We start from the raw sequence: 24604 nt of genomic DNA on the forward strand, positions 1-24604 counted from the left end.
GTTGAGTGCCCCAGAGGGCACTCAACCGCACCACTGCGGCACGCACCACCGAAGGAGCTCCCCCATGGACGTCGTGATCGGACAGTTGTTCACCGGCCTGTCGATCGGATCCATTCTTCTGCTCGCCGCCCTCGGGCTCTCACTGACGTTCGGTCAGATGGGCGTCATCAACATGGCGCACGGCGAGTTCATCATGGCCGGTTCGTACACGGCCTACGTTGTGCAGCAGATCGTCTCGACCGGCGGCGCATCACTGTTCATCTCGCTGATCGTCGGCTTCCTCGTCGGCGGCGCGATGGGTGTGCTGCTCGAGGTCACGCTGATCCAGCGGATGTACCACCGTCCACTGGACACCCTGCTCGTCACGTTCGGCGTCGGGCTCATCCTGCAGCAGCTCGCTCGCGACATCTTCGGCGCTCCGGCGGTCAACGTCGTCTCCCCGGAATGGCTGAGCGGCGGCGTCGACATTCTCGGTGCCGTGGTGCCCAAGACCAGAATCTTCATTCTCGTCCTCGCGGTCGTCGCCGTTGTCGCACTGTCGATCGCGCTGAAGAAGACCGCGATGGGTCGACGCATCCGCGCGGTGGTGCAGAACCGCGACCTCGCGGAGACCTCGGGCATCTCGAGCCGCAGGACCGACATCTCGACGTTCTTCCTCGGCTCCGGTTTGGCGGGCGTCGCAGGCGTGGCACTGACTCTGATCGGTTCCACCAGTTCCACAGTGGGACAGAGCTATCTGATCGACGCCTTCCTCGTGGTCGTCGTCGGCGGACTCGGCCAGATCAAGGGCGCGGTGATCGCCGCCTTCGCTCTGGGAATTCTCAACTCGTTCATCGAATACAGCACCACGGCCTCGATCGCCAAGGTCATCGTGTTCGTCCTCATCGTGATCTTCCTGCAGGCCCGCCCGCAGGGCTTGTTCGCCGTCAAGACAAGGAGCCTGGTATGAGCGAGTTCATCGCCAAGCGCGGCGCTCTACTGGGATTCGCCCTCGCCGCGATCCTGCTGTTCGCCGTTGCTCCGGCCGTCCTCAGCGACTTCCGGTTGAATTTGCTGGGCAAGTTCATCTGCTACGCGATCGTGGCCGTCGGCATCGGATTGGCCTGGGGTCGTGGCGGAATGCTCACTCTCGGCCAGGGCGTGTTCTTCGGTATCGGTGCCTACATCATGGCCATGCACCTGAAGATCTCGGACGCAGATCTGCGCGGCGACGACGTACCGGACTTCATGTCCATCGCCGGCATTCGTGAATTGCCCTCGTACTGGGTGCCGTTCACCTCACCCATCTCGACGATCCTGGGCATCCTGTTCGTGCCGGCCCTGGTGGCATTGGTTCTCGGACTCGGCGTGTTCAAGCGCCGAGTCAAGGGCGCATACTTCGCGATCCTGAGCCAGGCCCTGGCCGCGGCCTTCGCCATCCTGCTCATCGGACAGCAGAGCACCGGTGGCTCCAACGGGCTCAACCGGTTTCGGACGTTCTTCGGGTTCAACCTCAACGACCCCGCGAACAAGCAGATGCTCTTCTTCATCGCCGCAGGGGTACTGCTCGTCGTCGTCGCCATCACCCGCCAGCTGATGTACTCGCGCTACGGCGAGCTGTTGGTGGCGGTGCGTGATCAGGAGGAGCGCGTCCGCTTCCTCGGTTACGACCCGGCCAACGTCAAGATCGTGGCGTACGTGGCCGCGGCGTTCTTCGCGGGACTGGCCGGGGCACTGTTCGTTCCGATCGTCGGCATCATCTCCCCCAACGACGTCGGCATCGTCCCGTCCATCGCGTTCCTCATCGGCGTCGCCATCGGCGGCCGCACCACCCTTCTCGGCCCCGTCCTCGGCGCCCTCGGCGTCGCGTGGGCTCAGACCACGCTGTCCGAGCAGTTCCCGTCCGGCTGGACGTACGCGCAGGGTCTGCTGTTCGTGGTGGTCGTCGGATTCTTCCCCGCCGGCATCGCCGGACTCTTCGCCTTGCGCAAGCGAAAGCAGGAAGCCGAATCGGTCCCCGAATCGAGCGCAGAACCAGAGAAGGAACTCGCACGATGATTCATGTCGAAGGCCCGCAGCCCACGTTCGGCGGCAACGCCGGCATGTCCAGTCAGTACCTCGAAGTCCGCGATCTGACGGTCAGTTTCGACGGTTTCAAGGCCAACACGAACGTCGATCTGACGCTGATGCAGGGCGATCTGCGCTTCCTCATCGGACCCAACGGTGCAGGCAAGACCACGCTGATCGACGCCATTACCGGTCTCGTCCCGGCTACCGGATCGGTCACGAAGTCCGGGGTGGAACTGCTGGGCAAGAAGGTGCATCAGATCGCCAGGCTCGGTATCGGCCGAACCTTCCAGACCGCCAGCATCTTCGAGAATCTGACGGTGCTGCAGAACCTGGACATCGCCGCCGGATCCGGACGATCGGCGCTGACGATGCTGCGTCGTCGCGGATCGGTGCTGCCTGCCATCGAGGAGGCCCTCGAGACCATCGGTCTGACGGCCGAACGAGGCAAGGCAGCCGGGATCCTCGCGCACGGCCAGAAGCAGTGGCTCGAGATCGGAATGTTGTTGGTGCAGAACGCCGATGTGCTCCTGCTCGACGAGCCGGTCGCCGGTATGAGCCACGAGGAACGCGAGGAGACGGGCCAGCTGCTGCAACGCATCGGCGGTGAGCGGACCGTGGTGGTCGTGGAGCACGACATGGACTTCATGCGCATGTTCGCCACCTCGGTGACGGTGTTGGCTGCCGGACGCGTCCTGGCCGAGGGCACAGTGGCCGAGGTACAGGCCGATCCGAAGGTCCAGGAGGTCTACCTCGGCACCGCAGCGGCGGGCGAGGAACTCGAACAGATCGCAGAAGAGGGAGCCGGTCATGCTTGAGCTGGTCGATGTGCGTACCGGTTACGGCCGCAGCGAAGTGATTCACGGTGCTTCGCTGACGGTTCCGGCCGACGGTGTGGCCGCGGTGATGGGCCACAACGGTGCGGGCAAGACGACGCTGTTGCGCGCAGCGGTCGGATTGTTGAAAGTGAACTCCGGCAAGGTCATGTTCGACGGTGAGGACGTCAGTGCGTTGCGACCCAGCGCTCGCGTCGCCCGTGGCCTTGCCTACGTGCCTCAGGGTCAGCAGTCGTTCGGCCAGTTGACTACGGCCGAGAACCTGCAGGTGGTGGCCGACGGCCGCAAACGCGGCAAGGCACTGATCGACGAGGCACTCGACCTGTTCCCGGCATTGAAGGAATTGCTCGGCCGCAGAGCAGGATTGCTCTCGGGCGGGCAGCGCCAGCAACTCGCCATCGCGCGAGCGCTGATCACCGAACCCCGGATGCTGATTCTCGACGAGCCGACCGAGGGCATCCAGCCGTCGGTGGTCGCCGAGATCGAACGCACCATCCTCGAGCTCACTCGCCGCGGTGGTCTCGGAGTGCTACTGGTGGAGCAGCACATCGGCTTCGCCCTCGAGTCGGCGCAGAACTATTACATCCTCGAGGCCGGCCGCATCACCTCGACCGGTGTCGGCGGTAGCGAGTCCGAGGCCGACGTGCGCGCAGCCATGGCGATCTGACCGGACGTATCGTGCCGCGCAGTGACCTTCGCGAGAAGGTCTATTCGTCACTGCGCCGGGATCTGATCTCCGGTGCCATCAGCTCCACCGAGCGGCTCGGCGAGGAACGTCTCGCCGAGTTGTACGGGGTCTCACGCACTCCCGTGCGGGAGGCTCTGGCACGGTTGCAGGCCGACGGTCTCGTCACCCGCGACGAGGCCGGCCTGCACGCCTATCGTCCTCGGCTCGGCGACTTGCCCGATCTCTACGAGCTACGGGCCACACTCGAGGCCCGCGGCATCACACGTTCGACGTCGCAGTCCTTCGATCGGGCCGCACTCTCGACTTTGTCGGCCACCTGGGTCGCGCTACGCACCGACCCGCCCGACACCACCGACGACCTGGTGGCGCTGGACGAGAACTTCCACGTCACATTGCTTGCGGCGTCCGGCAATTCGGCACTCACCGATGCGCTGTGCGCCGTCAATGCCAAGGTACGTCCGGTACGGATACTCGGCGGACTCGATGCGTCGGCCGTCGTCTCGGCGATCGATCAGCACATCGACATCGTCGAGCACGTGTTGGCGGGGACCCTCGATACGGCTCTGGAACTACTTCTCGCCCACATCGATTCCTCGCGCGATCGAGTGGTCGAGCGAGCCCAGCAGGCCGCGGCCCTGGCGGGTGCCGTCCGGATCTGAAGGTGTCAACCGCGCCCCGCCAGGAGTGGAGCCTGCGGAACGACCCAACTAGTCCGACAGGATTCGATCGATGTCGTCGAGTACGGCCTGTCCGCCCTTGGGCCCGACGCCGGTGATCCAGTAGGACTGATCCACCGCATGCGGATTGGGCAGCGCGACTGCATTGGCGGTGATCGACGCCGGGATCGCCGCCGGGTCCGACGGATCGGTGGCGGTGACGACGATCAAGTCCGCTGCCGCCTGGGCTGCCAGTTCGGGTGAGAGGTCGACCGAGATCTCGTCCGCCCATTCCGGCCGCGGCGGAGTGGTGAACCCTGCGCACTCGAGGGTGCTGCCGGCGAACGAGGACGGCCCGTACAGGGTCAGCTCGCCGCTACGAGGCCGGATGAGTTGCGCTGTCTTCCCTTCGGTTTCGAACTTTTCGGCTATCTCGCCGCACCGGTCGTCGTATGCGGTGAGCAGTTCCTCCGCTTTCGCCTCCTTGCCGAGAATGCGGCCGACGAATCGGACACTGTCGCGCCACGGATCGGACTGGGAGGCGATGAACACCGTCGGCGCAAGGGCGGAGAGTTGGTCGTAATACTCGGCGTGACGAGTCTCGGTGCCGAGAATGAGGTCGGGTTGCAGGGCCGCGATATCCTCGATGGTCGGTTCGGCCACCGTGCCGACAGTCGCGATGTCGGCCGCTTCAGCACCGAGATACGACGGCACACCGCTCACCTCACTGAGCACCGCGGTGCCGACGGGTACGACACCGAGGGCGACGGAAGTGTCGAGCTCGACCGGCTCGAGTGTCACCACACGCAGTGGGGTCTCCGGAACGTCGACCGTTCCCCGGACGGTCTCGATCGATCGCGTTGCGCTGCCTGCCCCGTCGGAGGTGGCCTCGGTGGACGAACACGCCGTCGCAGTCACACCGAAGGCGGCGACGGTGAGGGCGAGCGCCGTGAGGCGGGCATGGAACTTCGTCAAGGGTCCTCCATGGGAACATTGTTCGGAATCACAAATAGGGTAGCCTATCCTCCCACTGTCCGGTGACTCGCGGCCGCCCAGTCGGTACGGTGTGGCTGTGACCACTCCACGCATTCCGTCCGGTACCGCCACAACTCTCGGGCCCATCAACTGGGTCATCTGCAAGGTGATCGCCAAGGGTGCAGGTGTGCCGAATCCCCATCTGTTCACCACCCTCGGTCGCACCGGCGGCCTGTTCCGAGCGTGGCTGTTCTACAGCGGGCACCTGATGCCCGGCGGCAAGATCTCGCGCAAGGAATCCGAGATGGTGATTCTGCGCGTGGCTCACCTTCGAGAATCCGCGTACGAGATGGACCACCACGTTCGGCTCGGCAGGCGCGCAGGCATCGACCGCGACCTGCTGGAGTCGATCAAGACCGGACCCGATGCACCGGGTCTGTCTTCGCGCTACCGCGCAATTCTGACCGCCGTCGACGAGCTCGTTGCCACCAAGACCCTCGCCGACGCCACCTGGGCGGAGCTCGCGACGCAGTTCGACGAACGTCGACTCCTCGAGTTCATGCTGTTGGTCACCCAATACGACGGCCTGGCAACCACTCTCGGTACCCTGCGCGTCGAACGCGACTACACCGAACGCTGAAGATGCCCACCGATCGTCCGATACCCACCTCGCGGGCCGCGCGGGGAAGCGCCCTCGGCCGCGCCGTGGCCGGTCAGGCCATCCGCGGTGCCGGGGCCCGGATGTCGATGATCGGTCGGTCCGAGGAACTGCGAGAACGGATCTCGGAGAAGCGATCGCTTCAGGCAGCCGATCAACTCGTGACAGTGCTCGGCAGCATGAAGGGCGCGGCGATGAAGCTGGGCCAGATGCTCTCGGTACTCGACCTCGCCCTGGTACCCGAGCAGCATCGACAACGCTTCCAGGACAAGCTCTCCGCACTGCGCGATCGCGCACCGGAAGTCGATGTCGAGGTGATGCTGTCCGTCATCGAGGACGACCTGGGCGAGACCGTGGAGAGCCTCTTCGCAGACTTCGACCGACAACCCATTGCCGCAGCCTCGATCGGCCAGGTCTATCGCGCCCGCCTGCACGACGGCCGAGCCGTCGCCGTGAAGATCCAATACCCCGGAGTCGACGCGGCCGTGCGCGCGGACCTGAAGAACCTGGCACTGTTCCTCGAGTTTTGGCGCAACGCATTGCCTACAGTGGCGGCACCGGAGCTGATCGAAGAACTACGACAGAATTTCGAGCGGGAGCTCGACTACATCGAGGAAGCCCGCACCCAATCGGTCTTGGCTCGACGATTTCGCGGTCACCCGTTCGTCGCCGTTCCCGACGCGATCGAGGAACTGTGCACACGGCGGGTACTCGTCACCGAGTTCTTCGACGGCGTCTCGTTCGATCACATCCGCTCGCTACCGGTTGCCGAGCGTGATCGCATCGGCGAGATCGTCTACCGCTTCTACATCGGTTCGCTCTACCTGTACGACGAATTCTGCGGGGACCCACATCCGGGAAACCTTCTGCTCGGCAACGACGGCCGCGTGGGATTCATCGACTTCGGTCTGTTCAACCGGATGCGAGCCGAACACGTCGCGTTCGAGATCGACTGCTTGCGGATGGCTTCGGAGGAACGCGGTGTGGATCTGCTCGCCGCAATGATCGCCCGCGGCATCGTCGACGCGTCCGCCGGGGTCACCCCCGACGAGTGTCTCGAGTACGTCTACGCGGCGTCCGAATGGAACCTCGTGGACCGGGCGATGACGGTGACACCGTCGCTGGCGTCGAGTGGTCTGATGCTCGCGATCGATCCGCGCGGCGGGCAATTCACCGGCATGAAGCGACAGAACCTGCCTCCCGAGCACCTGTTCTCACGTCGCGCAGATTTTCTGACGTTCGGCGTTCTCGGCCAGCTGGGGGCAACGGCCAACTGGCACAGGATCGCTCGGGAATGGATCTACGGAGACTCCCCCGCCACCGAACTCGGCGTCGCCGAGCAGCAGTGGCGAGACCGGAATAGATGATCCGCTACTGGGTGACGCGAAATTTCTTGCCCGCTGCGGTGCCTAGTCGATTGAGCGGAGCCATGATGTCTTGATAGCGCGGGCCGATGATGCGAGGAATCGCGTCGAAACCACGTGCGTCCGGGCCGATGAGCACTCGTGGCTTGTTCTTCTCCACGCCCGCGAGAATGACCTGCGCCGCGCGAGTGGGCATGGTTCTGGCGATCCGCTGGAACGCTTCGGACACCTTGTCGGCGTCGCCCAGGCTGTCCATGCCTCGGGCGTTGGCCACGATGTTGGTCTTGATGCCGCCCGGGTGCACGCACGTCACGCCGACGGGGTGTCGCGCGATCTTCATCTCCTGACGCAAGGCCTCGGTGAATCCGCGAACAGCGAACTTGGCGGAATTGTAGGCACTTTGGCCCGGGATACCCATCAGGCCGAACACGCTCGAGATGTTCACCAGATGCCCCTCGCCGGAGTCGATCAGCGCGGGCAGGAAGGCTTTGGTGCCGTTGGCAACTCCCCAGAAGTCGACGTTCATGACCCACTCGAAGTCGTCCCAACTCATCTCGAGCACGTCCGCATTCAGCGCGACTCCGGCGTTGTTGACAACAAGGTTGACCCGGCCGAAGTCGCTGACAACCGAGTCTGCGTGGAAGTACATCGCGGCGCGGTCGGACACGTCCAACTCGTACGAGCGGGTCTTGGCCCCGGCCTTCTCGCACGCAGCCACCGTGTCGGCGAGTCCGCTTGCGTCGACATCGGACAGCGCGAGTTGCGCACCCCGGCCGGCCAGGTCGATCGCCAGTGCTCGTCCGATGCCCGAGCCGGCTCCGGTGACGACGGCGACCTTGTTTCCGAGATTCTTCATACGTTCACGTTCTCTTTCGCTTGCAGCAGTTCGTATTCGGTGGGATCGATCGTGCGGGTACGCAGCCAGTACTGCCAGGTGAAACCCGGCCAGACGGTTCGGTTCACACCGGTGCTGTCGAGATACCAACTGGTGCAACCGCCGGTGCTCCACACCCCGTTTCGCAGCTTGCTCTGTATCTCGGTGTCGAAGCGGTCCTGTACCTGCTCACGAACGGTCATCGCATCCGCGTCGCTCCGCTCGACCAGTTCCACTGCCCGCAGCACGTACTTGATCTGTTGCTCGATCATGAACACCACCGAGTTGTGACCGAGGCCGGTGTTCGGCCCGAGTAGGAAGAACGCGTTGGGATATCCCGCTGCGGTGATACCCAGGTGGGTTGCAATACCGTGTTTCTGCCAGTGCTGCACAAGCTTTCGACCGCCGACGCCGGCGACGTTCATGCTGTCGAAGCCGTCGGTGACGTGGAAGCCCGTCGCATAGACGATGACGTCGACCTCGCGTTCGGTGCCGCCACGGTCGACGATCGAGCGTTCGCGTACCTCGGCGATGCCGTCGGTGATCACCTCGGCACGTGCGGAATTCAGCGCCTTGTAGTACGTGTTGGAGCCGAGGATTCGCTTACAGCCGATTCGATAGCTCGGGGTGAGCTTCTCGCGCAGTGTCGGGTCCGAGATCTCTCTGCGGATGAAGCGCCTGCCCGCAAACTCGACGGGACGCAACAGCGAGGAGTGGCCGTTGAGGCCGACGGCCAACGCCTCCGCGCTCCAGTACACCGAGTTCCGAAAAGCTTTCCGTAGCAGCGGTACCCGTGCGAACACTCGTTGCACCACGGGCGGCACCGAGAAGTTCCGACGCGGCAGTACCCACGCGGGTGTGCGTTGATACAACTGCAACTGCGCCACTCGTCCGGCGATTTCCGGCACGAATTGCACTGCGCTCGCACCGGTTCCGATCACGGCCACTCGCTTGCCCGTGAGATCGACCTCGTGGTCCCACCGGGCCGAGTGGAAGGCCTTGCCGGTGAAGTTCTCGATGCCGGGGAGCGTCGGAATGTTCGGTATGTGGAGCGCACCGACGCCCGAGACCAGGAACTGTGCGATGTACTCGTCTCCCTCGGCGGTGCTCACGTGCCAGCGCGCCTGTCTCTCGTTCCAGTACCCGCCGGAGCAGGTGCTGCCGAAACGGACGCTCCGGCGCACGTCGCACTTGTCGGCGAGGGACCTCAGGTACGCGAAAATTTCGGGCTGACCCGACCACATCTTCGACCAGTACGGATTCGGCTCTCCCGACAGCGAATACAGGTGCGACGGCACATCGCAGGCGCACCCGGGGTAGGTGTTCTCGCGCCAGGTTCCGCCGACCTCGTCTGCCTTCTCCAGCACCAGGAAGTCCTCGCGCCCGCGCTTACGGAGTTCGATCGCCATGCCGAGCCCGGAGAACCCCGTTCCGACGATCAGCACACCCGTGCGGTGCACCGTCATCGTCGACCGTTCGATGGCACTACACCGGTCAGTCTCCACAGCGCTGCGGTGACGGTGCCGTCGAGCATCCCGGCCGAATCGAGGAAGGCAACGGTGTTCTCCGCGTCCCGCCGCCTGATCTCGGATCGCCGATGCCGCGACGTGAACGCGCCCCGAGCAGGACTGACGCCGATGGATCGGTACACCTCGAACGACACTCCGAGACGAAGAATCACGTTGGCCAGCAGAGCGAGCAGCACGCGGTTGTACGCGCGAGCCACCGCATTCGAGTTACTCTGAGCGGCAACCACTTCCGATCGAGCGGACGCAAAACGATCGGCGCTCCCGAGCCCATGGATCTTCACGGCCTGTCGAACGTGGGGCTCGATACCGGGGTCGGTCACCGCCCCGGCCATCGACCGAGCGAAGGTCTCCTCGACCAACAAGATCGACGCATGCGATGCTGCACCCAGCGGTAGAAAGCCCAACAGCTTGACGGCCGTGGTGGTGCCCCGCGGCGGTTTGTAGGGTGCCACTTCCGTGGCGCGAACCAGCCGTCCGAAGGTGATCGTGGTCCGCGAACCGCCTGCAACCTCGTCGAGAGCATTGCGAGAATCGGCGCTGTTGAGCCCCTCCTCCGCTACTCGCCTGAGCTGGGTTCCGATCAGCATGGCCGACAGATACGACACCGTGCTCCATCTGCTCACCGCCTCGTGCAGAGCCAAGGTACGCCGGTCCTGCTCGGCCAACCTGCCCCACAGGCGGGTCCCGTACAACGTCACCGAGTCTCGCGGCAACGCCGACGCCTCACTCTGCCAGGGTGATTCCCAGTCGATGTCGACGTGCGGATCGTACTGGACCGCCGACGAGCGTGGGCTCATGCCAGATCGTCCGGCATTGCCCGCGTCATCTTCCACAGGCGACGGGTCACGAATCCATCGCACATGCCGGCATCGGCGAAGAATCGGATCATGGGTTCGGAGAAGAACTGCATGTTGGTCTTGTAGGTGGGGCTGGCCATCGCGGTGACGATTCCGCGAATCGGATTGATACCGACGGATCTGTACACGCGCGGATTGATCAGTGCGAGGTACGTGAAGTTGGCGATCGTCGCAAGGATGACGCGGTGGACCGCACGGTTGACCCGATTGGTCGATTGCATCGCGCGCACCATTTCTTCACGGGCGTAGGTGATGTGGCGCGACTCCTCGATCACGTGGATGCGCATCATCTGGCGCAGGTGCGGCTGCATCTCGGGATCGTTTTGAGCTTCTCGCTGAGCCCGATCGAGTACCTCCTCGATGAGAAGCGTCCCGCCGTAGGTCGCCGGCCCGAGAGGAAGAAACTGACCGATCTTCGCGATGATCAGACCCGCTCTCGGCATGAGGTACGGCTTCAGGCCCGCCTTCTCGATCAGCTTTCCGAACATGATCGAGTGGCGCGATTCCTCGCCCACCTCGGCTATCGAGTACATCGAATGGTCGGAGAACGTCCCTTTTCCGAACACCCGTAGCAGGTTTGCGCTGAGAAAACCCTCTGCGTAGATACCGAACGAGAGAATGCTGACGATCTCGTGCCGACCCAGTTCACGACGCTGCTCTTCGGAGAGCTTGTGCCACAGCTTGGTTCGGTACAGCGAGACTCGATGCTCGGGCATCCACCGCAAACCGTCGACCACCGGAGCAGCCCAGTCGATGTCGACTTCGCCATCGTAGAACTTGTTGGCAGTCGACTTCAGCAAGCGACTCGCGGTTTTCTCACGAGGCCCGACGGACCGCGCCCGCGAGACCGCGAGGTCCTCGGTCGTCAGCGGCGTATGCACCGTCGATCCCGCCCGACCGATACCGCAACACTGTCGATTCCCCTTGCAGGCTTCACAACCGATCCCCCCTCGCGATCGACCACACCCCGAGACTTCGCGTACCCGAAACTCGCGGTAGCCAGTACCGGCGGTAGTAGGTACTGTACGAGTGTGGTTCAAGTCACCGGACGTGTCAACCCCGAGAAGGGGCGACAGTCGACTCCGTGCAAGAAGATCGATGCGCGCACCGAGCGGTGGCGTGAGCATCGCCTCCACGTGCGCCGGGAAATCGTCGCGGCCGCACTGATCGCGATCGATGTGCACGGCCCGAACGTCAGCATGGGCGATATAGCGAAGGTGGCCGGGACGGCCAAGCCCAAGCTTTACCGGCATTTCGCCGACCGATCGGATCTGCATGCCGCGATCGTCCAGCACGTCCAGGACCTGCTTTGGGACCGAATCATGGTCACCGTCAACCTGTTCGAGGATTCCGTCACCGATCTCATCGATCGCAGCGTCGCCGGTTATGCGGCCGTCGTCGGAGAACATCCCAATCTGTTCCGGTTTCTCGTTCACGGCCACTTCCTCACTCGCACCACGGACCGTGGAACTTCGAAAGGCGTTGCCGGTGACCCGGCGTTGGATTCGGCTCGCGCCGCGTCCGACACGGTGGCCCGCGTACTGGCCGACGCCATACAGGGTCCCGCAGTGGACCGTTCGACCGTCGAGATGGTCTCCTACTCGACGTTCGGGGCAGTGGCCACTGCGACGGACTGGTGGCTCGGCAGTTCCGAAGACCACGAATCCACCATGTCCACCGAGGCGTTCGTTGCGCATCTGGCCGCCATAGTGCGGGGCCTCGTCGGATCCTCGTGCGCACTTGCCGGCGTCCGTCTCGAATCCGATCGACCCATGCATCTCGCGTTCGTTCGCGACCAGGAGGAAGAAACTTGTGAGTGATCTATCCGGTAAGCCCGACTACCGCGGCCCTGCAACTCTGACTTTCGAGTCCCCTCCTGCCGAGTTCGAGGTGCAGATCGATCTGCGCGGACACTCCCAACCCATCGACGGCGTCTTCCGGTGGTACGGGCGAGTACGGCCACACGAAGCACTTCAGGGGTTCATGGAGGCCGCAGGCAGCAGCCGCAAGGGCAGGCTCAGCACCGACAGCGGTGATGTGCCCGTTCTGGTGAGCGACGTGGACCTCTGGGGCCGATACCGCTTGCAGGGCACCGGGATGCCGCCGTATCCGCTCGAACCCGACGTAGATCCGGACGGTGAGGCCGAGACTGCTGCCACGTCGTCTCCCCAGACCCGGGCCCTCGACCGCGCCGCAGCATTGCTCGAACCCGAATTTCGCGCCGACGCGGACACGACCGACGGCTATGTGGAACTGCTCGGCGGTACACCCGCGCCGTCACCCACGACCGCGAGCAAGGCCATGAACAACCCTCTGGTCGCCTCGATCTACGAAAAGCTGTGGCGTCCCGCCGGCGTCGCCATGATGGGAGTGGGCGGCCTGTCCATGTCCGCCGAACGCGCCAAGGCCGTCGCAGACCTGCGCCTGTCAGGAGCCATGAGTGTGTTGGACGTGGCATCGGGACCGGGGAATTTCACCAAGTACCTCTCCGACCAACTGAGCGGTGACGGCATCGCCCTCGGGTTCGACATTTCCGAGCAGATGATCAGGCGTGCCGTCCGCGACAATCGCGGTCCTCACGCCGCCTACATGCGAGGTGATGCGCAATCACTTCCGTTCGCTAACAACACGTTCGACGCCGTCTGCTGCTACGCGGCTCTCTACCTGATGCCCAACCCGCTGACAGTCGTCGATGAACTGATCCGCGTCCTTCGCCCCGGCGGCCGGATTGCAATCATGACGAGTTACGGCCGCAGTGCCGCGCCGGTGAAGTCGATTCTTGGTGCGGTGTCGGGACACATCGGAATCCGTATGTTCGACAAGAATCAGTTCACGTCGATCTTCGAGACACACGGCATGACCGAGATCGAGCAGGAGGTGCGCGGACTCGCCCAGTTCGTCAGCGCTACCAACGCCCGCTGAACCGACAGACCTAAGTCTTGGGTCCGTAGTCACTCACGATCCACTGCCCGTCCTGATCGGTGACCGTCACCAACAGAAGGTTGGGCACCTTGCCGGGGTCGGGCTGTTGCACGTTCTGCGTCGTCTGCTGAGCGAAGACCGCAACCTTGTACTCGCCTCCCGACTCGGAATCGATTGCTGCCGACAGGACTTCGCCGGTCGCCACCACCTGTGACTCGTTCATGATCGCCGTGAGCGCCTCGCGGACACCGTCGTACCTGTCTTGCAGGGACTGCGACGCCCCCTGATCGACACCCTCGAAGAAGGCTTCGAGATTGCGGTAGTCGTACGTCAACGACCGCGCGGTGTAGTCGGTGGCCGTGTTCAACGCCATCTGCCGGTCCTGATCATGGGTACGCTCGTCGGCCAGATCGCCTGCTGCCGAACGCCACAGCACCCCGAATACCACCGCGAGCGCAATGCCCGGAACCGCGGCAGCGACCACCGCCCAGCGAATCCGGCGGCGGGAGTTCTCGGGCACTGCTGCTTTCTCCTCGGATACTGCTGCCTCTTTCTCGGTTACTGCTGTCTTCTCATCGGATGCGTCTGTCTCGACCATGAGGGGTGACTCCTGTCAGTTCGGAATTTCTACGGAGAGTTTCGCCGGGCCACCCGGAGGAAACACCGTCTGCAATACGTCCACGATGGAACCCGCATCTACCCGCATCGGCTTGATGGGTTCGGTGTACGGCTTGAGAAGCGTTGCGATCAGCGCCAAGTCGGGCGACAGAGGCGTGAGATATTGGTCGATCTTCGGTCCGATCTTTCCGAGTGGATCGTCCCAGACGTCCGCGCCGACGTAGGCGTACTGGTTGAATCCCTCGAGCAGATTCGCCACACCCGCGCCCGTCGCACCCACGTACGGTGCGGCGTCGGTCATCACCGGGCCGTATCCGTAGGCGTTGCGTCCCGCTTGCTGAGCGTTGTCGTACAGGCGTCGAATTTCGCCGCTCTTGTCGCGCAGGGTCGCCGCCAGGAATCGGAAGGCTTCCACCAGACGGTCGACGTCGCCTTCACGACCGTCGATCGCCGCCGACGCGGTCTCCGTCAATCCCGTCAATGCGTTCGTATCCAGCTGTGATGCAAGGGAATCACCCAGGCTCAGTGCTTCGCTGACGGTGACGGACGCGCGCACGTGATCGATGCCGATCACGTCCCCGTCCGTGAGGTACGGCCCGCCCGTCCCTCGTGGGCGTAGATCCATGTATTGCTCGCCCGCGGCAGACAGGTTTGCGACGACCACCTCCGAGTCCTTCGGAATGCGGTGGGCAGCGTCGAGCGCGAGCGTGACGTCCAAACCACTCGGCACCACGGCGATCGACTCGACCCGGCCGACCTGGATTCCGCGGGATGTCACCTGCGAGGTATCCATCAGTCCGCCGGAGGACTCCATGTGGACCACCACGTGGTCGGTCGCTCGGGTCGGATCGATGTCGAGTACACCGACAACCAGGTACCCGACGCTGGCCACCGTCATCACCACCAGCGCAACGAGCGAGACCAGTGTGCCCGGCTTCATCGGACGATCCCGATGCCGCGCAGAATCCCGATCATGTTGTCGGCGAGGGCGCTCGGACCTCGGTCGGTCGACACCGACCGAACTGCAATGTTGGGCGTGGACTCGAAGTACGGAATCAAGCGCTCTCGCAACAGGGTATTGGCCTTGTCCACGTTCATCGGCACCGTGGTGTCGGCGTTCGAGATCGTGATCAGAGCCGGCGCGATGATGTCGACGGCATCCTTCAGTTCCGGATATGGGCCCGCGAGAACGTCACCGATGTTCTGCGACATGTATCCCAGCATGAAGATCATGTGTACAACACTGAACAGGACCTCGGACAGGCCCTCCGATCGCTTCGGCCCGAGCTCGAGCACGCGTTCGACACCGTCACGCTGCAACACAACGGTATTCGAGACTCCCTCCGCCGCTGCGAGTATCCGATCGATCTCGCCGGTGTTGTCACCGATATCGGTCAGCGCAGTCCGAGCGGCCAGATTGATCTTGTCGACCTCGGCCGGATCCGGAGGAACAGCGGCGTTGACATTGTTGACCGCCTCCTGCAATTGCACGTAATGACCGCCGGTCACGATGTTCGACAGTCCTCGCAACACGTCCTCGACGTTGTCGGCCGGCACCGTCCGCTCCATGGGAATCACGTCACCATCTCGAAGGAACGGTCCCTCCGAGCCCGAGCCCGAACCCGAGCTCACCGTGGCATCGGCCGGTGGCTGCAGCGAGATGTAGATCTCTCCCAGAATCGACGACTGCCGAAGCTCGGCGACGGTGTCGGTGGGTAGCTGAACGTCGGCGGACAGGTCGACCGTCGCCACAGCAGTGGAACCCACGAGGTCGACCTTGTCGAGAACGCCCGCATCGACGCCTTCGACGATGACCTTCGCCTTCTCGGGAAGATTGAGGACACTGGCGAATTCGATCTTCAGGGAGTACTTGTCTCCGGACACGTAGCTACCGGGAATCGGAAGGTCTGCCGGGTCGACGCTGCACGCCGACAGCAGCGCAACACAGCACAGCCCGGCGGCGACGCGCCTCATCGCCATCCCGCCGAACCGAGTACCAGCTGCACCAATCCGACGTCGATGACATCGCCGCGCTGCTGGTTCGCCGAACACGTCGGTGCGTACTTGTTGAGCAGCGCACAGACCTCGTTGGGCGAGTTCGTGTCGATCTCGAACTGCGGCGGGTGATAGATCACGCGACCACTCTTGGAGTCGTTGTCGTACATCGTCATCAAGTTCTGCCCTATGGTCGGCACCTGTTCCAGAATGTCCTTGATATCGCCCACCCGTCCGAGCAGCACATCGACCACGGGGGCCGCCTGGTCGAGAAATGCGTAGACCTTGTCGTCGTACTTGGCGACGTTGCGCGCAAGTGGCGGAATGAATTCGGTCGTGAGGGCGACAGTGGTGCCGAACGACTGGGTGAACTCCGACAGCGTGATCATTCCTCGTTTGAGGTTGTCGAGCAGCTTCGCCACCTCGGGCCAGCTCACCACGAATGTATCGATCAGACCGTCGAGGTTGTCGATCAGTCGCCGCACGGTCGTGTCACGGTCGGCCGGATCGCCGACCAGTTGGGCCAGTTGGCGCAGGCTGTCGTTGAGCTGGGCGCCGGATCCTCGTAGCGAACCATCGACCGAACGAAGTGTGTCGCCCAGTATTTCCTCGTGCTTGCCGTCGGCGTCGGCCGGACCAAGCAGGTCCGACGCCAGCCCCGATACGGCGTCGAGGGTGTCGCTGATCCCCAGCGGGGTTCGAGTGCGTTCCAACGGGATACAGTTCGCACGATCGAGCTCGGGTCCGTCGGTGTACGGCTTCGTGAATTCCACGTGCCGATCGGTGACGATCGAGCTCGACAGTGTCACGGCCCCGACGTCGGCGGGGAGCCTGAGACCGTCGTCGACATCCATCGTGACCACCACTGCGCCGTCGGTGTTCTCGATATTTTTCACCGTTCCGACGGTCACGCCGAGCATCGTCACCGAATTGCCCTCGTACAACCCGACCGTGTCGCCGAACTCGGCACACAGCGAGGAACTGGTCGAGGCGGTGTCGATGACCGCGGTCGCCGATGCGACCGAACCGACAAGCGTGACCACCACTGCTGCCGCTACGGCGATCCGCACGGTTCTGCGTCTCATCAGCACACTCTCCCCGGCAATGGAATGCACACGCCGACACCGACGACCGTGTCCTGTGACTGATCGATCACGGGGCCTTCGCCCCCGCCGATCAGGGCGGCGAGGCCGTCGGTGCTTTGCTGCATGGTCGTGATCGCTCCGTCGAAGTCACCGAGCTGCGCGAAGAGCTTCTGGGTGATCTCTTCGAGTTGGACGATCGACGGCTCCAGCCCCTTTTCGAACGCGACCACGGGTCGGTGGAAGAGCTTGAACATTCGCCCCAGAAGGTCGAAGGCGCTGACGACGTCTGCGCGCTTGTCACCGAATCCCTTTGTCAGAGTGCCGAGTTCACTTACCAGCTCGGTGAGCATCACACGATCGGCTGCCAACGCGCCGACGTACTCGTCCGATACGACGAGTCCGCGTTCGAGTTGGTCCGAGCGAGTGGCGATCACGTCGGTCAGGGAGGACAGATTGTTTACGATGGCGCGCGTCGATTGTGGCTGCGTGCTGACGGCCTCGTCCAACTCGGCCACGGTCTGGCGCAGCGTCGCTCCGTCGATATCGCGGACCAGCGGTGTTGCCTGCTGGATCGCGTCGGACAGCTCGTACGGAAGTTCGACTCGTTCCGGAGGGATCGGCGTCGAGCCGAGTTCGCCGTCGCCGTGCGACGTGAGCATCACGTAGTGACCACCGATCGGTGTCAGCAACTTCACGGTCATCGTCGACGCATCACCCACAAAAACGTCCGAGTGCACGCTGAATTCGACGTCGACATGATCACCCGCCAGTTCGACCGAGCGCACCGAACCGACGGAGATACCGGCGATTCGGATTTCGTCACCGGGCTTCACCCCTGCTGCCGAACCGAACTCCGCAGTGTAGGTCTGCTCGCCGAACGGGATCGTGTACAGCGCAGCCGCGGCGAGGAGGAGTACCACAGCGAACGCGACGCCGACCGTGCCCCAGAAGAAATGGGTCTTGTTCTCCGATTGCTCGTCGCGAACACCCTTGCGAACCACGCGTGTCATTTGCACACCACCAAATTTTGTCCGCCGAGCACTATCTGGCCGATGCCCGGGATGTCTTGTTGCCCATGACTGCAGGTGTAGGTCCGGCTGCCCGGCTTGGGGATGCTTGCGTTCAGTCCCGTCAACAGGGACGGTGTGAGCGCGAGCAACTCGGTGACCTGATCGGTCTGAGGAAGCAACCGACGCAGCGCACCGTCGACCGGTGCGTAACTGTTGTCGTACGCATCTTGCAAGCTCTCCAGCAGACCGACGAACGGGGCGAGCCCGTAGTTGGCCTGGTCCAACGAGGCCAGTACCCCGTCCATCTGGGTACTGAGCTTCGACACCAAACCGTGCAGTTGTTCGAGAAGGTCTGCAACGGAGGAGGACTGACCACCGATCGAATCGGAGATCTGGCCGAGATTGTCGATCAGCAGTCCGATGATCGACTCGCGCTGAACCGCGAACTGGGTGATGCGGTCCACGTCCCGGAGCACCGGCCCCAGGCCGGAACCATCACCCTGGACCATGCGGAGAATGTTCTCCGTGAACTGGTTGAGCTGCGCGGTGTCGAGGGTGTCGAAGATCGGTTCGAAACCGTTGAACAGTGTGGAGATGTCGAACGACGGAATCGAGTGATCCAGCGGTATCGTCTCGCCGGCCGCCAGCGGGGCACCTGCGGCGGCGTCCTTCTGGATCAGCTCGACATACCGCTGCCCGAGGAGGTTCTGATAACGGACAGCGGCCTGCGTGTTGGCGAAGATCGGCCGCTGGCCTTCGATCTCGAACTCGACTCGGGCGATGGCTCCGTCGAGTTCGACCGACGAGACCTTGCCGATCTGCACCCCGGACATGCGCACGTCGTCACCGGCGTACAACCCCGATACGTCTTCGAACTCCGCGCCGTAGGACGACAGCGGCCCGGTGACCGGAGTGCGAAGGGCGGCAACGATGATCACCGCACACAGCGCGGTCACCGTGAAGAAGACGAGAAGTTTGATCGCTGGGCCGGCTACCTTCTTCACCTGTTCGCCTCCTCGTGTGCCGCAACGGCTCCGGCCAGATTGGGCATGGTCTTGGCAATCAGATCGAGTTGCAACTGCGGCTTGCCGTCGACGATGGGGAATGCGTCGGAGATGCCGTCGAGCACCTGTGGCACCCGGTTGTAGCTGGGTGCGAACGTGCCGATCGATGCCGTGATGGGCACGAGAAGATCGAGCGTCGTCGACAGCAGTCGGGTCAGGTCCGGATTGTTCTTCTTCAGCAAGTCGCCCACCGGAACCATCAACTGATCGCTCAGGCCGTCGTTGGCAGCGATGGTCCTGGCCCGATCTTCGGGGGCCTCCACGTACACGCTCTTGTCCACCACTCCCACCACCAGGTCGAGCAGGGGCGGAATCAAGTTCGCAATTCCATCACCCAGTTCTGCCCCTCGGTGCAGCTTCCAGGCCAACGGATCGATCTGGTGGTCCGCCATCATCTGTGCAGTATCGAAGTACGGCTTCAGATTTCGACTCACCTCGACAGAGGTGTTGGAGATGACGTCCAGCAGATGCTGCACTTGATCGGTGTCGAGAACTGCGGTGAGGTCGGCGACTCGCCGGAACACACCGGTGACAGTTGCACCCCGCTGGTTCCCGGATATCTCGAGCGTCGAGTCCGCGGCGAGGGGATTTCCCGTCCCGTCCGACACCAATTCGATTGCAGTGGAACCGAACACATTCGACGACGAGAACTGCGCCTGCATGGTGTCGGTCAGCTCACCCGCCTGGCTCGGATCGATCTCCAATTGCAGTCTCTGACGTCCGAACCCGACGGTCTCGATGTTGTCCACCGTTCCGATCGACACACCGCGGAACTTCACCTCCGACCCAGGCGTCAGACCGTCCCCGACCGACGCTGCGTCCAGAGTCAGCCCGAACGGCGAGTCGAAGGCACCCTGCGCATACGCCGTGAGGCCGCCGGCCAGCACAGCCGCCGCAACCGCAACCGCAAGGCCTCGCAGTCGAAGCGCAGCGGGACCTGCCGATCGTCCCGTCAGATCGTCGAACACTGCCATCTCTACCCCGAAATCCTTATGCCCGAGTCGAATCCCCACAGAACCAACGTCATGATCATGTCCAGTACCACCACCGCGACGAGGCTGGCTCTGATCGCGCGACCCGAGGCGCGGCCGACACCTTCCGGACCACCCGAGGCGTAGTACCCCTGATAGCCATGGATCAGGATGATCGTCACGACGAAGACAGCCGCCTTGAGCAGTGAGAACAGCACATCCATCGGCTGCAGGAATGCGCTGAAGTAATGGTCGTACGTGCCGGACGACTGTCCGCCGACCACGCGAACCACCACGGCGCACGATACGTAGCTGAGAATGAGTGTCAGCAGGTAGAGCGGCACGATCGTGACGATTCCCGCGATCACTCGGGTGGTGACGACGAACGGCATCGACTGAATCCCTTGCGCTTCGAGCGCATCGATTTCTTCCGAGATACGCATCGCGCCGATCTCGGCCGTCATCCGGCATCCGGCCTGCGTCGCGAATCCGATGGCCGCGATCATCGGTGCCAGTTCCCTGGTGCTGGCGTACGCCGAGATGAAACCGGTCAACGGCTCCATGCCCACCATGCCGAGGGAATTGAATCCTTCGATTCCCACGGATGCACCCACCGCGACACCCAACACCACCAGAACCGAGACGGTTCCGCCACCGACGATCAATTTGCCACTGCCCCAGGTGATATCACTGAGGATGAGCAGCATCTGACGCTGGTAGGAGCGAACGGTGTGGGGGATGGCCGCCAGCACCTTGACGCAGAACGTGAGCTGATGACCCAGCATTTCGAGGACATCGAACGGCTTGCGCCCGAGATATCTGACGCCACGCGTGAGATGGGCGGTGCCGTGCACTGTGTACCGAGAAGGAGTTGCCATCTCAGCCCAACTTCTGTGGCATGAACATCGCAACCAATTGAGTGATGACGACGTTGACGGTGAACGCGGACACCACACCGAGAACCACGGAGGCGTTGACCGCGTTGGCGACGCCTCGCGGTCCGTAGGCGGCGGACAACCCACGGTGGCAGGCGACGATGATGACGATGACTCCGAATATTTCGGTCTTCACCAGAGCTACGACGAGGTCTGCCACCGAAGCGAAGGACGCGAACGAGCTGATGTAGCTGCCGGGCGTCCCACTCTGAAAGCCAACGTTGATCGCATAGCCTGCGGCCAACCCCATGAAGATGATGAGGATGCACAGGAACGGCGCCACCAGCAGGATGGCTGCGAGCCGCGGCGCAACGAGTCTGCGCACCGGGTCGATTCCCATCGTGGACAGGGCATCGATCTCGTCACGGATGGTGCGCGCTCCCAGGTCGGCAGCGACCGCCGCACCTGCGGCACCGCCCAACAACAGCGCCGCAACGATCGGGGCACCTTGGCGAATCACCCCGAGGCCACCTGCGGCTCCCGCGATGGACGTCGCGCCGATCTGATCGGTGAGACTGCCGACCTGGACGGAGACGATGACGCCGAACGGAATGGACACCAACACTGCTGGAATGACCGTGACGGTGACGACGAACCAGGCTTGGTCGATGGTGTCGCGCCACGGATGACGCAGCGTGGCGACATCGCGAAAGAGGTGAACGAAGGCAAGTACGCCCAGTTCCAGGGTCTGACCGAATGTTCTGAATCCACCGGACACCCCGTCGCTGACGCGCGCGAGCGTCGAAGTTCGCGACGACAATTCCCCACCCCCAGGCCTTACGAGAAGCGCGACTCCCCCGCGCAGAATCGAAAGCTACCAGCCTGCACTCGACCAAGTGACGTTTTCATCAGCAGCCGAGCTATGACTGTTCACAGAATCGATAGCACTGCTTCATGATTCGAGTTCGGACCACTCGCCCCGCTTTACTGATACTTTAATTTTCCACCGACTGCTGGGAGAAACAGATTGACCACCCCTCCGGATCGCACCCGCATCGAATTTCCCGATATCTCTTCTCGCACGTGGGAACACCCGTCGGACCGAGCTGCCCTGGTCACACTGCGCACCCTCAAAGGGTTCGACACCGTTCTGCGCACGCTGTCGGGTCTGTTGCGCGAACGACAGCATCGCTTGATGTACCTCGCGACCGCGGTTCGCGTCGACGAGCGCCAATTCAAGGACCTGAACGATCTACGCAGCGACTGCGTGCAGATTCTCGGGGCCGAGGAGACACCCGAACTGTTCGTGGTTCAGTCGCCGATGGTCAACGCGTTCACCATAGGCATGGATCGCCCGTTCATCGTCCTGACCACCGGAATGCTCGACATCATGACCTACGAGGAGCAGCGATTCGTCGTCGGACACGAGCTGGGCCACGCCCTGTCCGGTCACGCGGTGTACCGCACCGTTCTCATGCACCTGATGCGCCTCGCCGGCACCGTCGGCTGGGTTCCGGTGGGCGGCTGGGCCCTACGCGCGGTCATCGCGGGACTGATGGAATGGCAGCGCAAGTCCGAATTATCCGGCGACAGAGCAGGATTGCTGTGCGGACAGGATGTGCACACCGCGATCCGCGTGCAGCTCAAGTTGGCGGGCGGCGCACGCATCAGCGAGATCGACGTCGACGCATTCCTCGAGCAAGCTGCCGAGTACGAGTCCAGTGGGGATCTGCGTGACGGCGTACTCAAGTTGCTCAATCTCGAACTCCTCTCACATCCCTTCTCCGTGCTGCGCGCCGCCGAGCTGAAGAAGTGGGTCGACAGCGGCGAGTACGCGACCGTACTGCGGGGCGACTACCCGCGCAGGTCCACCGACCACGAGGCCAAGGCGTCGGAGGAGTTCCGTAACGCAGCGCGCACCTACAAGAACAACTTCGACACCTCGGAGGATCCGCTGATCAAGACGGTGCGCGACATCGGTAGCGGCTTCACCGGTGCCGTCGACGCCGTCGGCAACGGAATCGGCGACGTGGCGTCGGACATCAAGGGCCGCTTCGATCACTGGCGAAAGTCGTAGGCAGAGCACACAGAACGAACGGCGGCGACCACCGAAGTGGTCGCCGCCGTTGTGTTCCGGGGAGAGGATCAGAAGTTGATCATGTGGCCTGCGAGGCCGTGGATCGCTTCCTGCAGTGCCTCCGACAGAGTCGGGTGCGTGTGGACGTTGCGGGCCAGCTCGTTGACCGTCAGGTCCCACTTCTGAGCCAGGGTCAGCTCGGGCAGCAGCTCGGAGACGTCCGGTCCGATGAGGTGGCCGCCGAGCAGCTCGCCGTGCTCGGTGTCGGCGATGAGCTTGACGAAGCCCGTCGCGTCGCCCAGGCCGTGGGCCTTACCGTTGGCGGCGAACGGGAAGTTCGCGACCTTGATGTCGGATCCGCGAGCCTGCGCTTCTTCGCGGGCCTGGTCCTCGGTGAGACCGAAGCTGGCGACCTGCGGCTGGCAGAACGTGGCGCGGGGCATCATGCGGTAGTCGTCGATCGGCAATGTCTCTGCGCCGCCGATGGTTTCGGCAGCCACGACGGCCTGTGCCTCGGCCACGTGGGCGAGCTGGAGCTTGGCGGTGACGTCGCCGATGGCGTAGATGTGGGGGACGTTGGTCTGCATCGTGTTCGTGATGCCGATGGCACCGCGATCGGTGAGCTCCACGCCGGTCTTTTCGAGGCCGAATCCTTCGACGCGAGGAGCGAATCCGACGGACTGCATCACCTTGTCGACGGTGAAGGTCTCGCTCTCACCGGACTTGTTGTGCTTGATCTCGACGGTGACCTTGGAGCCGTCGTCGTCGATGCTCTGCACGCCTGCACCGGTGATGACCTTGACGCCGAGCTTCTTGTACTGCTTCTCGATTTCCTTCGAGACGTCCTTGTCCTCGTTCGGGAGCGCCCGATCGAGGAACTCGACGATGGTGACGTCGACTCCGTAGTTCTTGAGCACGTAGCCGAACTCCATGCCGATGGCACCGGCACCGACGATGAGGATCGAGCCCGGCAGATCCTTGGTCATGATCTGCTCTTCGTACGTGACGACGTTCTTGCTCAGCTCGGTTCCGGGGAGCAGCTTGGTGGTGCTACCGGTCGCGATGATCGCGTTATCGAACGTGATCGTCTCGGTGCCGCCCTTGGTCAGTTCGACCTCAATGGTGTTGGCATCGGTGAACGTGCCCTGGCCGTCGTACTCGGGGATCTTGTTCTTCTTCATCAAGAAGTGGATGCCCTTGACGCGGCCGTCGGCAACCTTGCGGCTGCGGTCGAATGCCGCGCCGAAGTCGAAGGACGCTTCACCGGAAATACCGAACAGCTTGGCCTCTTTGGTGAAGAGATGCGCCAACTCGGCGTTACGGAGAAGGGCTTTGGAGGGGATGCAGCCGACGTTCAGGCACACACCGCCCCAGTACTTCTTCTCGATGATGGCAGTGCTGAGTCCGAGTTGTGCCGCGCGGATAGCAGCGACGTACCCACCGGGACCGGCTCCGAGGACAACGACGTCATAGTGTGAGGTCACGAGGCCCCAGCGTAGTCGTG

At 63.3% G+C, this 24604-nt stretch carries 25 protein-coding genes; 10 read left to right on the forward strand and 15 right to left on the reverse strand.

Annotated elements, in window-relative coordinates:
* Nucleotides 1-64: 64 nt before the first annotated feature.
* The 5 genes from urtB to ACQR3T_RS27735 are packed head-to-tail and all read left to right on the forward strand — an operon-like array spanning nt 65 to nt 4229.
* Complete coding sequence (gene urtB / locus ACQR3T_RS27715) at nt 65-949, forward strand: urea ABC transporter permease subunit UrtB (protein WP_027498414.1); 885 nt, start codon at nt 65-67, stop codon at nt 947-949.
* Nucleotides 946-2037: an urea ABC transporter permease subunit UrtC gene (urtC, locus tag ACQR3T_RS27720; RefSeq protein WP_032380316.1), complete on the forward strand. Its 1092-nt coding sequence runs from the start codon at nt 946-948 to the stop codon at nt 2035-2037. The genes urtB and urtC overlap by 4 nt, the downstream gene beginning before the upstream one ends.
* On the forward strand, nt 2034-2864 hold the full coding sequence (urtD, locus tag ACQR3T_RS27725; protein ID WP_428695701.1) for an urea ABC transporter ATP-binding protein UrtD: 831 nt from the start codon (nt 2034-2036) through the stop codon (nt 2862-2864). Before urtC ends, urtD begins: the two co-directional genes overlap by 4 nt.
* Nucleotides 2857-3549: an urea ABC transporter ATP-binding subunit UrtE gene (gene urtE, locus ACQR3T_RS27730; protein ID WP_032401810.1), complete on the forward strand. Its 693-nt coding sequence runs from the start codon at nt 2857-2859 to the stop codon at nt 3547-3549. The genes urtD and urtE overlap by 8 nt, the downstream gene beginning before the upstream one ends.
* 11 nt (nt 3550-3560) lie before the next feature.
* A complete protein-coding gene (locus tag ACQR3T_RS27735; protein ID WP_032380313.1) occupies nt 3561-4229 on the forward strand; it encodes a GntR family transcriptional regulator in 669 nt (222 codons plus the stop codon).
* A gap of 48 nt (nt 4230-4277) precedes the next feature.
* Here the strand turns inward: ACQR3T_RS27735 and ACQR3T_RS27740 are convergent, their stop codons facing one another.
* The gene (locus ACQR3T_RS27740; protein ID WP_032380312.1) at nt 4278-5201 is read right to left on the reverse strand and encodes an ABC transporter substrate-binding protein; all 924 of its coding nucleotides are present in this window, start codon (nt 5199-5201) and stop codon (nt 4278-4280) included.
* A gap of 91 nt (nt 5202-5292) precedes the next feature.
* Here ACQR3T_RS27740 and ACQR3T_RS27745 point away from each other — a divergent pair, with 91 nt between their 5' ends.
* Both ACQR3T_RS27745 and ACQR3T_RS27750 read left to right on the forward strand, forming a co-directional pair.
* The gene (locus ACQR3T_RS27745; protein ID WP_094609466.1) at nt 5293-5841 is read left to right on the forward strand and encodes a carboxymuconolactone decarboxylase family protein; all 549 of its coding nucleotides are present in this window, start codon (nt 5293-5295) and stop codon (nt 5839-5841) included.
* A 2-nt stretch (nt 5842-5843) separates the two neighbouring features.
* Nucleotides 5844-7226, forward strand: a complete 1383-nt coding sequence (locus ACQR3T_RS27750) for an ABC1 kinase family protein (protein ID WP_428695702.1) — start codon at nt 5844-5846, stop codon at nt 7224-7226.
* A gap of 4 nt (nt 7227-7230) precedes the next feature.
* Here ACQR3T_RS27750 and ACQR3T_RS27755 read toward each other — a convergent pair whose 3' ends face one another.
* Genes ACQR3T_RS27755 through ACQR3T_RS27770 form a run of 4 tightly spaced genes read right to left on the reverse strand, consistent with a single transcriptional unit; the run spans nt 7231 to nt 11364 of the window.
* On the reverse strand, nt 7231-8079 hold the full coding sequence (locus tag ACQR3T_RS27755; RefSeq protein WP_428695703.1) for an SDR family NAD(P)-dependent oxidoreductase: 849 nt from the start codon (nt 8077-8079) through the stop codon (nt 7231-7233).
* Nucleotides 8076-9563 carry a flavin-containing monooxygenase gene (locus ACQR3T_RS27760; protein WP_428695704.1) on the reverse strand — a complete coding sequence of 496 codons (1488 nt, stop codon included), beginning with the start codon at nt 9561-9563 and terminating at the stop codon, nt 8076-8078. Before ACQR3T_RS27760 ends, ACQR3T_RS27755 begins: the two co-directional genes overlap by 4 nt.
* On the reverse strand, nt 9560-10423 hold the full coding sequence (locus tag ACQR3T_RS27765) for a diiron oxygenase (protein WP_428695705.1): 864 nt from the start codon (nt 10421-10423) through the stop codon (nt 9560-9562). Before ACQR3T_RS27765 ends, ACQR3T_RS27760 begins: the two co-directional genes overlap by 4 nt.
* Nucleotides 10420-11364: an AurF N-oxygenase family protein gene (locus ACQR3T_RS27770; protein WP_428695706.1), complete on the reverse strand. Its 945-nt coding sequence runs from the start codon at nt 11362-11364 to the stop codon at nt 10420-10422. Before ACQR3T_RS27770 ends, ACQR3T_RS27765 begins: the two co-directional genes overlap by 4 nt.
* Before the next feature lie 150 nt (nt 11365-11514).
* On the opposite strand from ACQR3T_RS27770, the gene ACQR3T_RS27775 reads away from it, so the two are divergent.
* On the forward strand, nt 11515-12303 hold the full coding sequence (locus ACQR3T_RS27775; RefSeq protein WP_428695707.1) for a TetR family transcriptional regulator: 789 nt from the start codon (nt 11515-11517) through the stop codon (nt 12301-12303).
* A complete protein-coding gene (locus ACQR3T_RS27780) occupies nt 12296-13405 on the forward strand; it encodes a DUF4873 domain-containing protein (RefSeq protein WP_428695708.1) in 1110 nt (369 codons plus the stop codon). The genes ACQR3T_RS27775 and ACQR3T_RS27780 overlap by 8 nt, the downstream gene beginning before the upstream one ends.
* Before the next feature lie 10 nt (nt 13406-13415).
* Here the strand turns inward: ACQR3T_RS27780 and ACQR3T_RS27785 are convergent, their stop codons facing one another.
* The 9 genes from ACQR3T_RS27785 to ACQR3T_RS27825 form a co-directional block, all read right to left on the reverse strand.
* Entirely contained in the window at nt 13416-14003 is a 588-nt protein-coding gene (locus ACQR3T_RS27785) for a hypothetical protein (RefSeq protein ID WP_428695709.1), read from the reverse strand.
* Between the two features lie 15 nt (nt 14004-14018).
* Nucleotides 14019-14963, reverse strand: a complete 945-nt coding sequence (locus ACQR3T_RS27790) for an MlaD family protein (RefSeq protein WP_428695710.1) — start codon at nt 14961-14963, stop codon at nt 14019-14021.
* The gene (locus tag ACQR3T_RS27795; RefSeq protein ID WP_428695711.1) at nt 14960-15997 is read right to left on the reverse strand and encodes an MlaD family protein; all 1038 of its coding nucleotides are present in this window, start codon (nt 15995-15997) and stop codon (nt 14960-14962) included. The genes ACQR3T_RS27790 and ACQR3T_RS27795 overlap by 4 nt, the downstream gene beginning before the upstream one ends.
* A complete protein-coding gene (locus tag ACQR3T_RS27800; protein WP_155290871.1) occupies nt 15994-17103 on the reverse strand; it encodes an MCE family protein in 1110 nt (369 codons plus the stop codon). Before ACQR3T_RS27800 ends, ACQR3T_RS27795 begins: the two co-directional genes overlap by 4 nt.
* Nucleotides 17103-18113: an MlaD family protein gene (locus ACQR3T_RS27805; RefSeq protein WP_428695712.1), complete on the reverse strand. Its 1011-nt coding sequence runs from the start codon at nt 18111-18113 to the stop codon at nt 17103-17105. Before ACQR3T_RS27805 ends, ACQR3T_RS27800 begins: the two co-directional genes overlap by 1 nt.
* Nucleotides 18110-19117: an MCE family protein gene (locus tag ACQR3T_RS27810; RefSeq protein WP_032380303.1), complete on the reverse strand. Its 1008-nt coding sequence runs from the start codon at nt 19115-19117 to the stop codon at nt 18110-18112. Before ACQR3T_RS27810 ends, ACQR3T_RS27805 begins: the two co-directional genes overlap by 4 nt.
* Nucleotides 19114-20151: an MlaD family protein gene (locus tag ACQR3T_RS27815; RefSeq protein ID WP_428695713.1), complete on the reverse strand. Its 1038-nt coding sequence runs from the start codon at nt 20149-20151 to the stop codon at nt 19114-19116. The genes ACQR3T_RS27810 and ACQR3T_RS27815 overlap by 4 nt, the downstream gene beginning before the upstream one ends.
* Nucleotides 20152-20153: 2 nt before the next feature.
* Nucleotides 20154-20933: an ABC transporter permease gene (locus tag ACQR3T_RS27820; protein WP_230594755.1), complete on the reverse strand. Its 780-nt coding sequence runs from the start codon at nt 20931-20933 to the stop codon at nt 20154-20156.
* A 94-nt stretch (nt 20934-21027) separates the two neighbouring features.
* A complete protein-coding gene (locus ACQR3T_RS27825) occupies nt 21028-21843 on the reverse strand; it encodes an MlaE family ABC transporter permease (protein ID WP_428695714.1) in 816 nt (271 codons plus the stop codon).
* A 207-nt stretch (nt 21844-22050) separates the two neighbouring features.
* Between ACQR3T_RS27825 and ACQR3T_RS27830 the strand changes: the two genes are divergently transcribed.
* Nucleotides 22051-23100, forward strand: a complete 1050-nt coding sequence (locus ACQR3T_RS27830) for a M48 family metallopeptidase (protein WP_428695715.1) — start codon at nt 22051-22053, stop codon at nt 23098-23100.
* A 68-nt stretch (nt 23101-23168) separates the two neighbouring features.
* Here the strand turns inward: ACQR3T_RS27830 and lpdA are convergent, their stop codons facing one another.
* Nucleotides 23169-24584, reverse strand: a complete 1416-nt coding sequence (gene lpdA / locus ACQR3T_RS27835) for a dihydrolipoyl dehydrogenase (protein WP_027498423.1) — start codon at nt 24582-24584, stop codon at nt 23169-23171.
* Between the last annotated feature and the right edge of the window lie 20 nt (nt 24585-24604).

Origin of the sequence: Rhodococcus sp. IEGM1428, assembly GCF_050321865.1 — a bacterium.
In the GTDB taxonomy this organism is placed as follows: Bacteria; Actinomycetota; Actinomycetes; order Mycobacteriales; family Mycobacteriaceae; genus Rhodococcoides.

Bases quoted from the DNA above. Each gene is read 5' to 3' on its own strand.
- urtE (WP_032401810.1), top strand. From the start codon at position 2,857: ATGCTTGAGCTGGTCGATGTGCGTACCGGTTACGGCCGCAGCGAAGTG.
- urtD (WP_428695701.1), top strand. From the start codon at position 2,034: ATGATTCATGTCGAAGGCCCGCAGCCCACGTTCGGCGGCAACGCCGGC.
- ACQR3T_RS27795 (WP_428695711.1), bottom strand. From the start codon at position 15,997: ATGAGGCGCGTCGCCGCCGGGCTGTGCTGTGTTGCGCTGCTGTCGGCG.
- ACQR3T_RS27820 (WP_230594755.1), bottom strand. From the start codon at position 20,933: ATGCTGGGTCATCAGCTCACGTTCTGCGTCAAGGTGCTGGCGGCCATC.
- ACQR3T_RS27760 (WP_428695704.1), bottom strand. From the start codon at position 9,563: ATGACGGTGCACCGCACGGGTGTGCTGATCGTCGGAACGGGGTTCTCC.
- ACQR3T_RS27815 (WP_428695713.1), bottom strand. From the start codon at position 20,151: ATGGCAGTGTTCGACGATCTGACGGGACGATCGGCAGGTCCCGCTGCG.
- urtB (WP_027498414.1), top strand. From the start codon at position 65: ATGGACGTCGTGATCGGACAGTTGTTCACCGGCCTGTCGATCGGATCC.
- ACQR3T_RS27765 (WP_428695705.1), bottom strand. From the start codon at position 10,423: ATGAGCCCACGCTCGTCGGCGGTCCAGTACGATCCGCACGTCGACATC.
- ACQR3T_RS27750 (WP_428695702.1), top strand. From the start codon at position 5,844: ATGCCCACCGATCGTCCGATACCCACCTCGCGGGCCGCGCGGGGAAGC.
- ACQR3T_RS27800 (WP_155290871.1), bottom strand. From the start codon at position 17,103: ATGAGACGCAGAACCGTGCGGATCGCCGTAGCGGCAGCAGTGGTGGTC.
- urtC (WP_032380316.1), top strand. From the start codon at position 946: ATGAGCGAGTTCATCGCCAAGCGCGGCGCTCTACTGGGATTCGCCCTC.
- ACQR3T_RS27805 (WP_428695712.1), bottom strand. From the start codon at position 18,113: ATGACACGCGTGGTTCGCAAGGGTGTTCGCGACGAGCAATCGGAGAAC.
- ACQR3T_RS27755 (WP_428695703.1), bottom strand. From the start codon at position 8,079: ATGAAGAATCTCGGAAACAAGGTCGCCGTCGTCACCGGAGCCGGCTCG.
- ACQR3T_RS27785 (WP_428695709.1), bottom strand. From the start codon at position 14,003: ATGGTCGAGACAGACGCATCCGATGAGAAGACAGCAGTAACCGAGAAA.
- ACQR3T_RS27790 (WP_428695710.1), bottom strand. From the start codon at position 14,963: ATGAAGCCGGGCACACTGGTCTCGCTCGTTGCGCTGGTGGTGATGACG.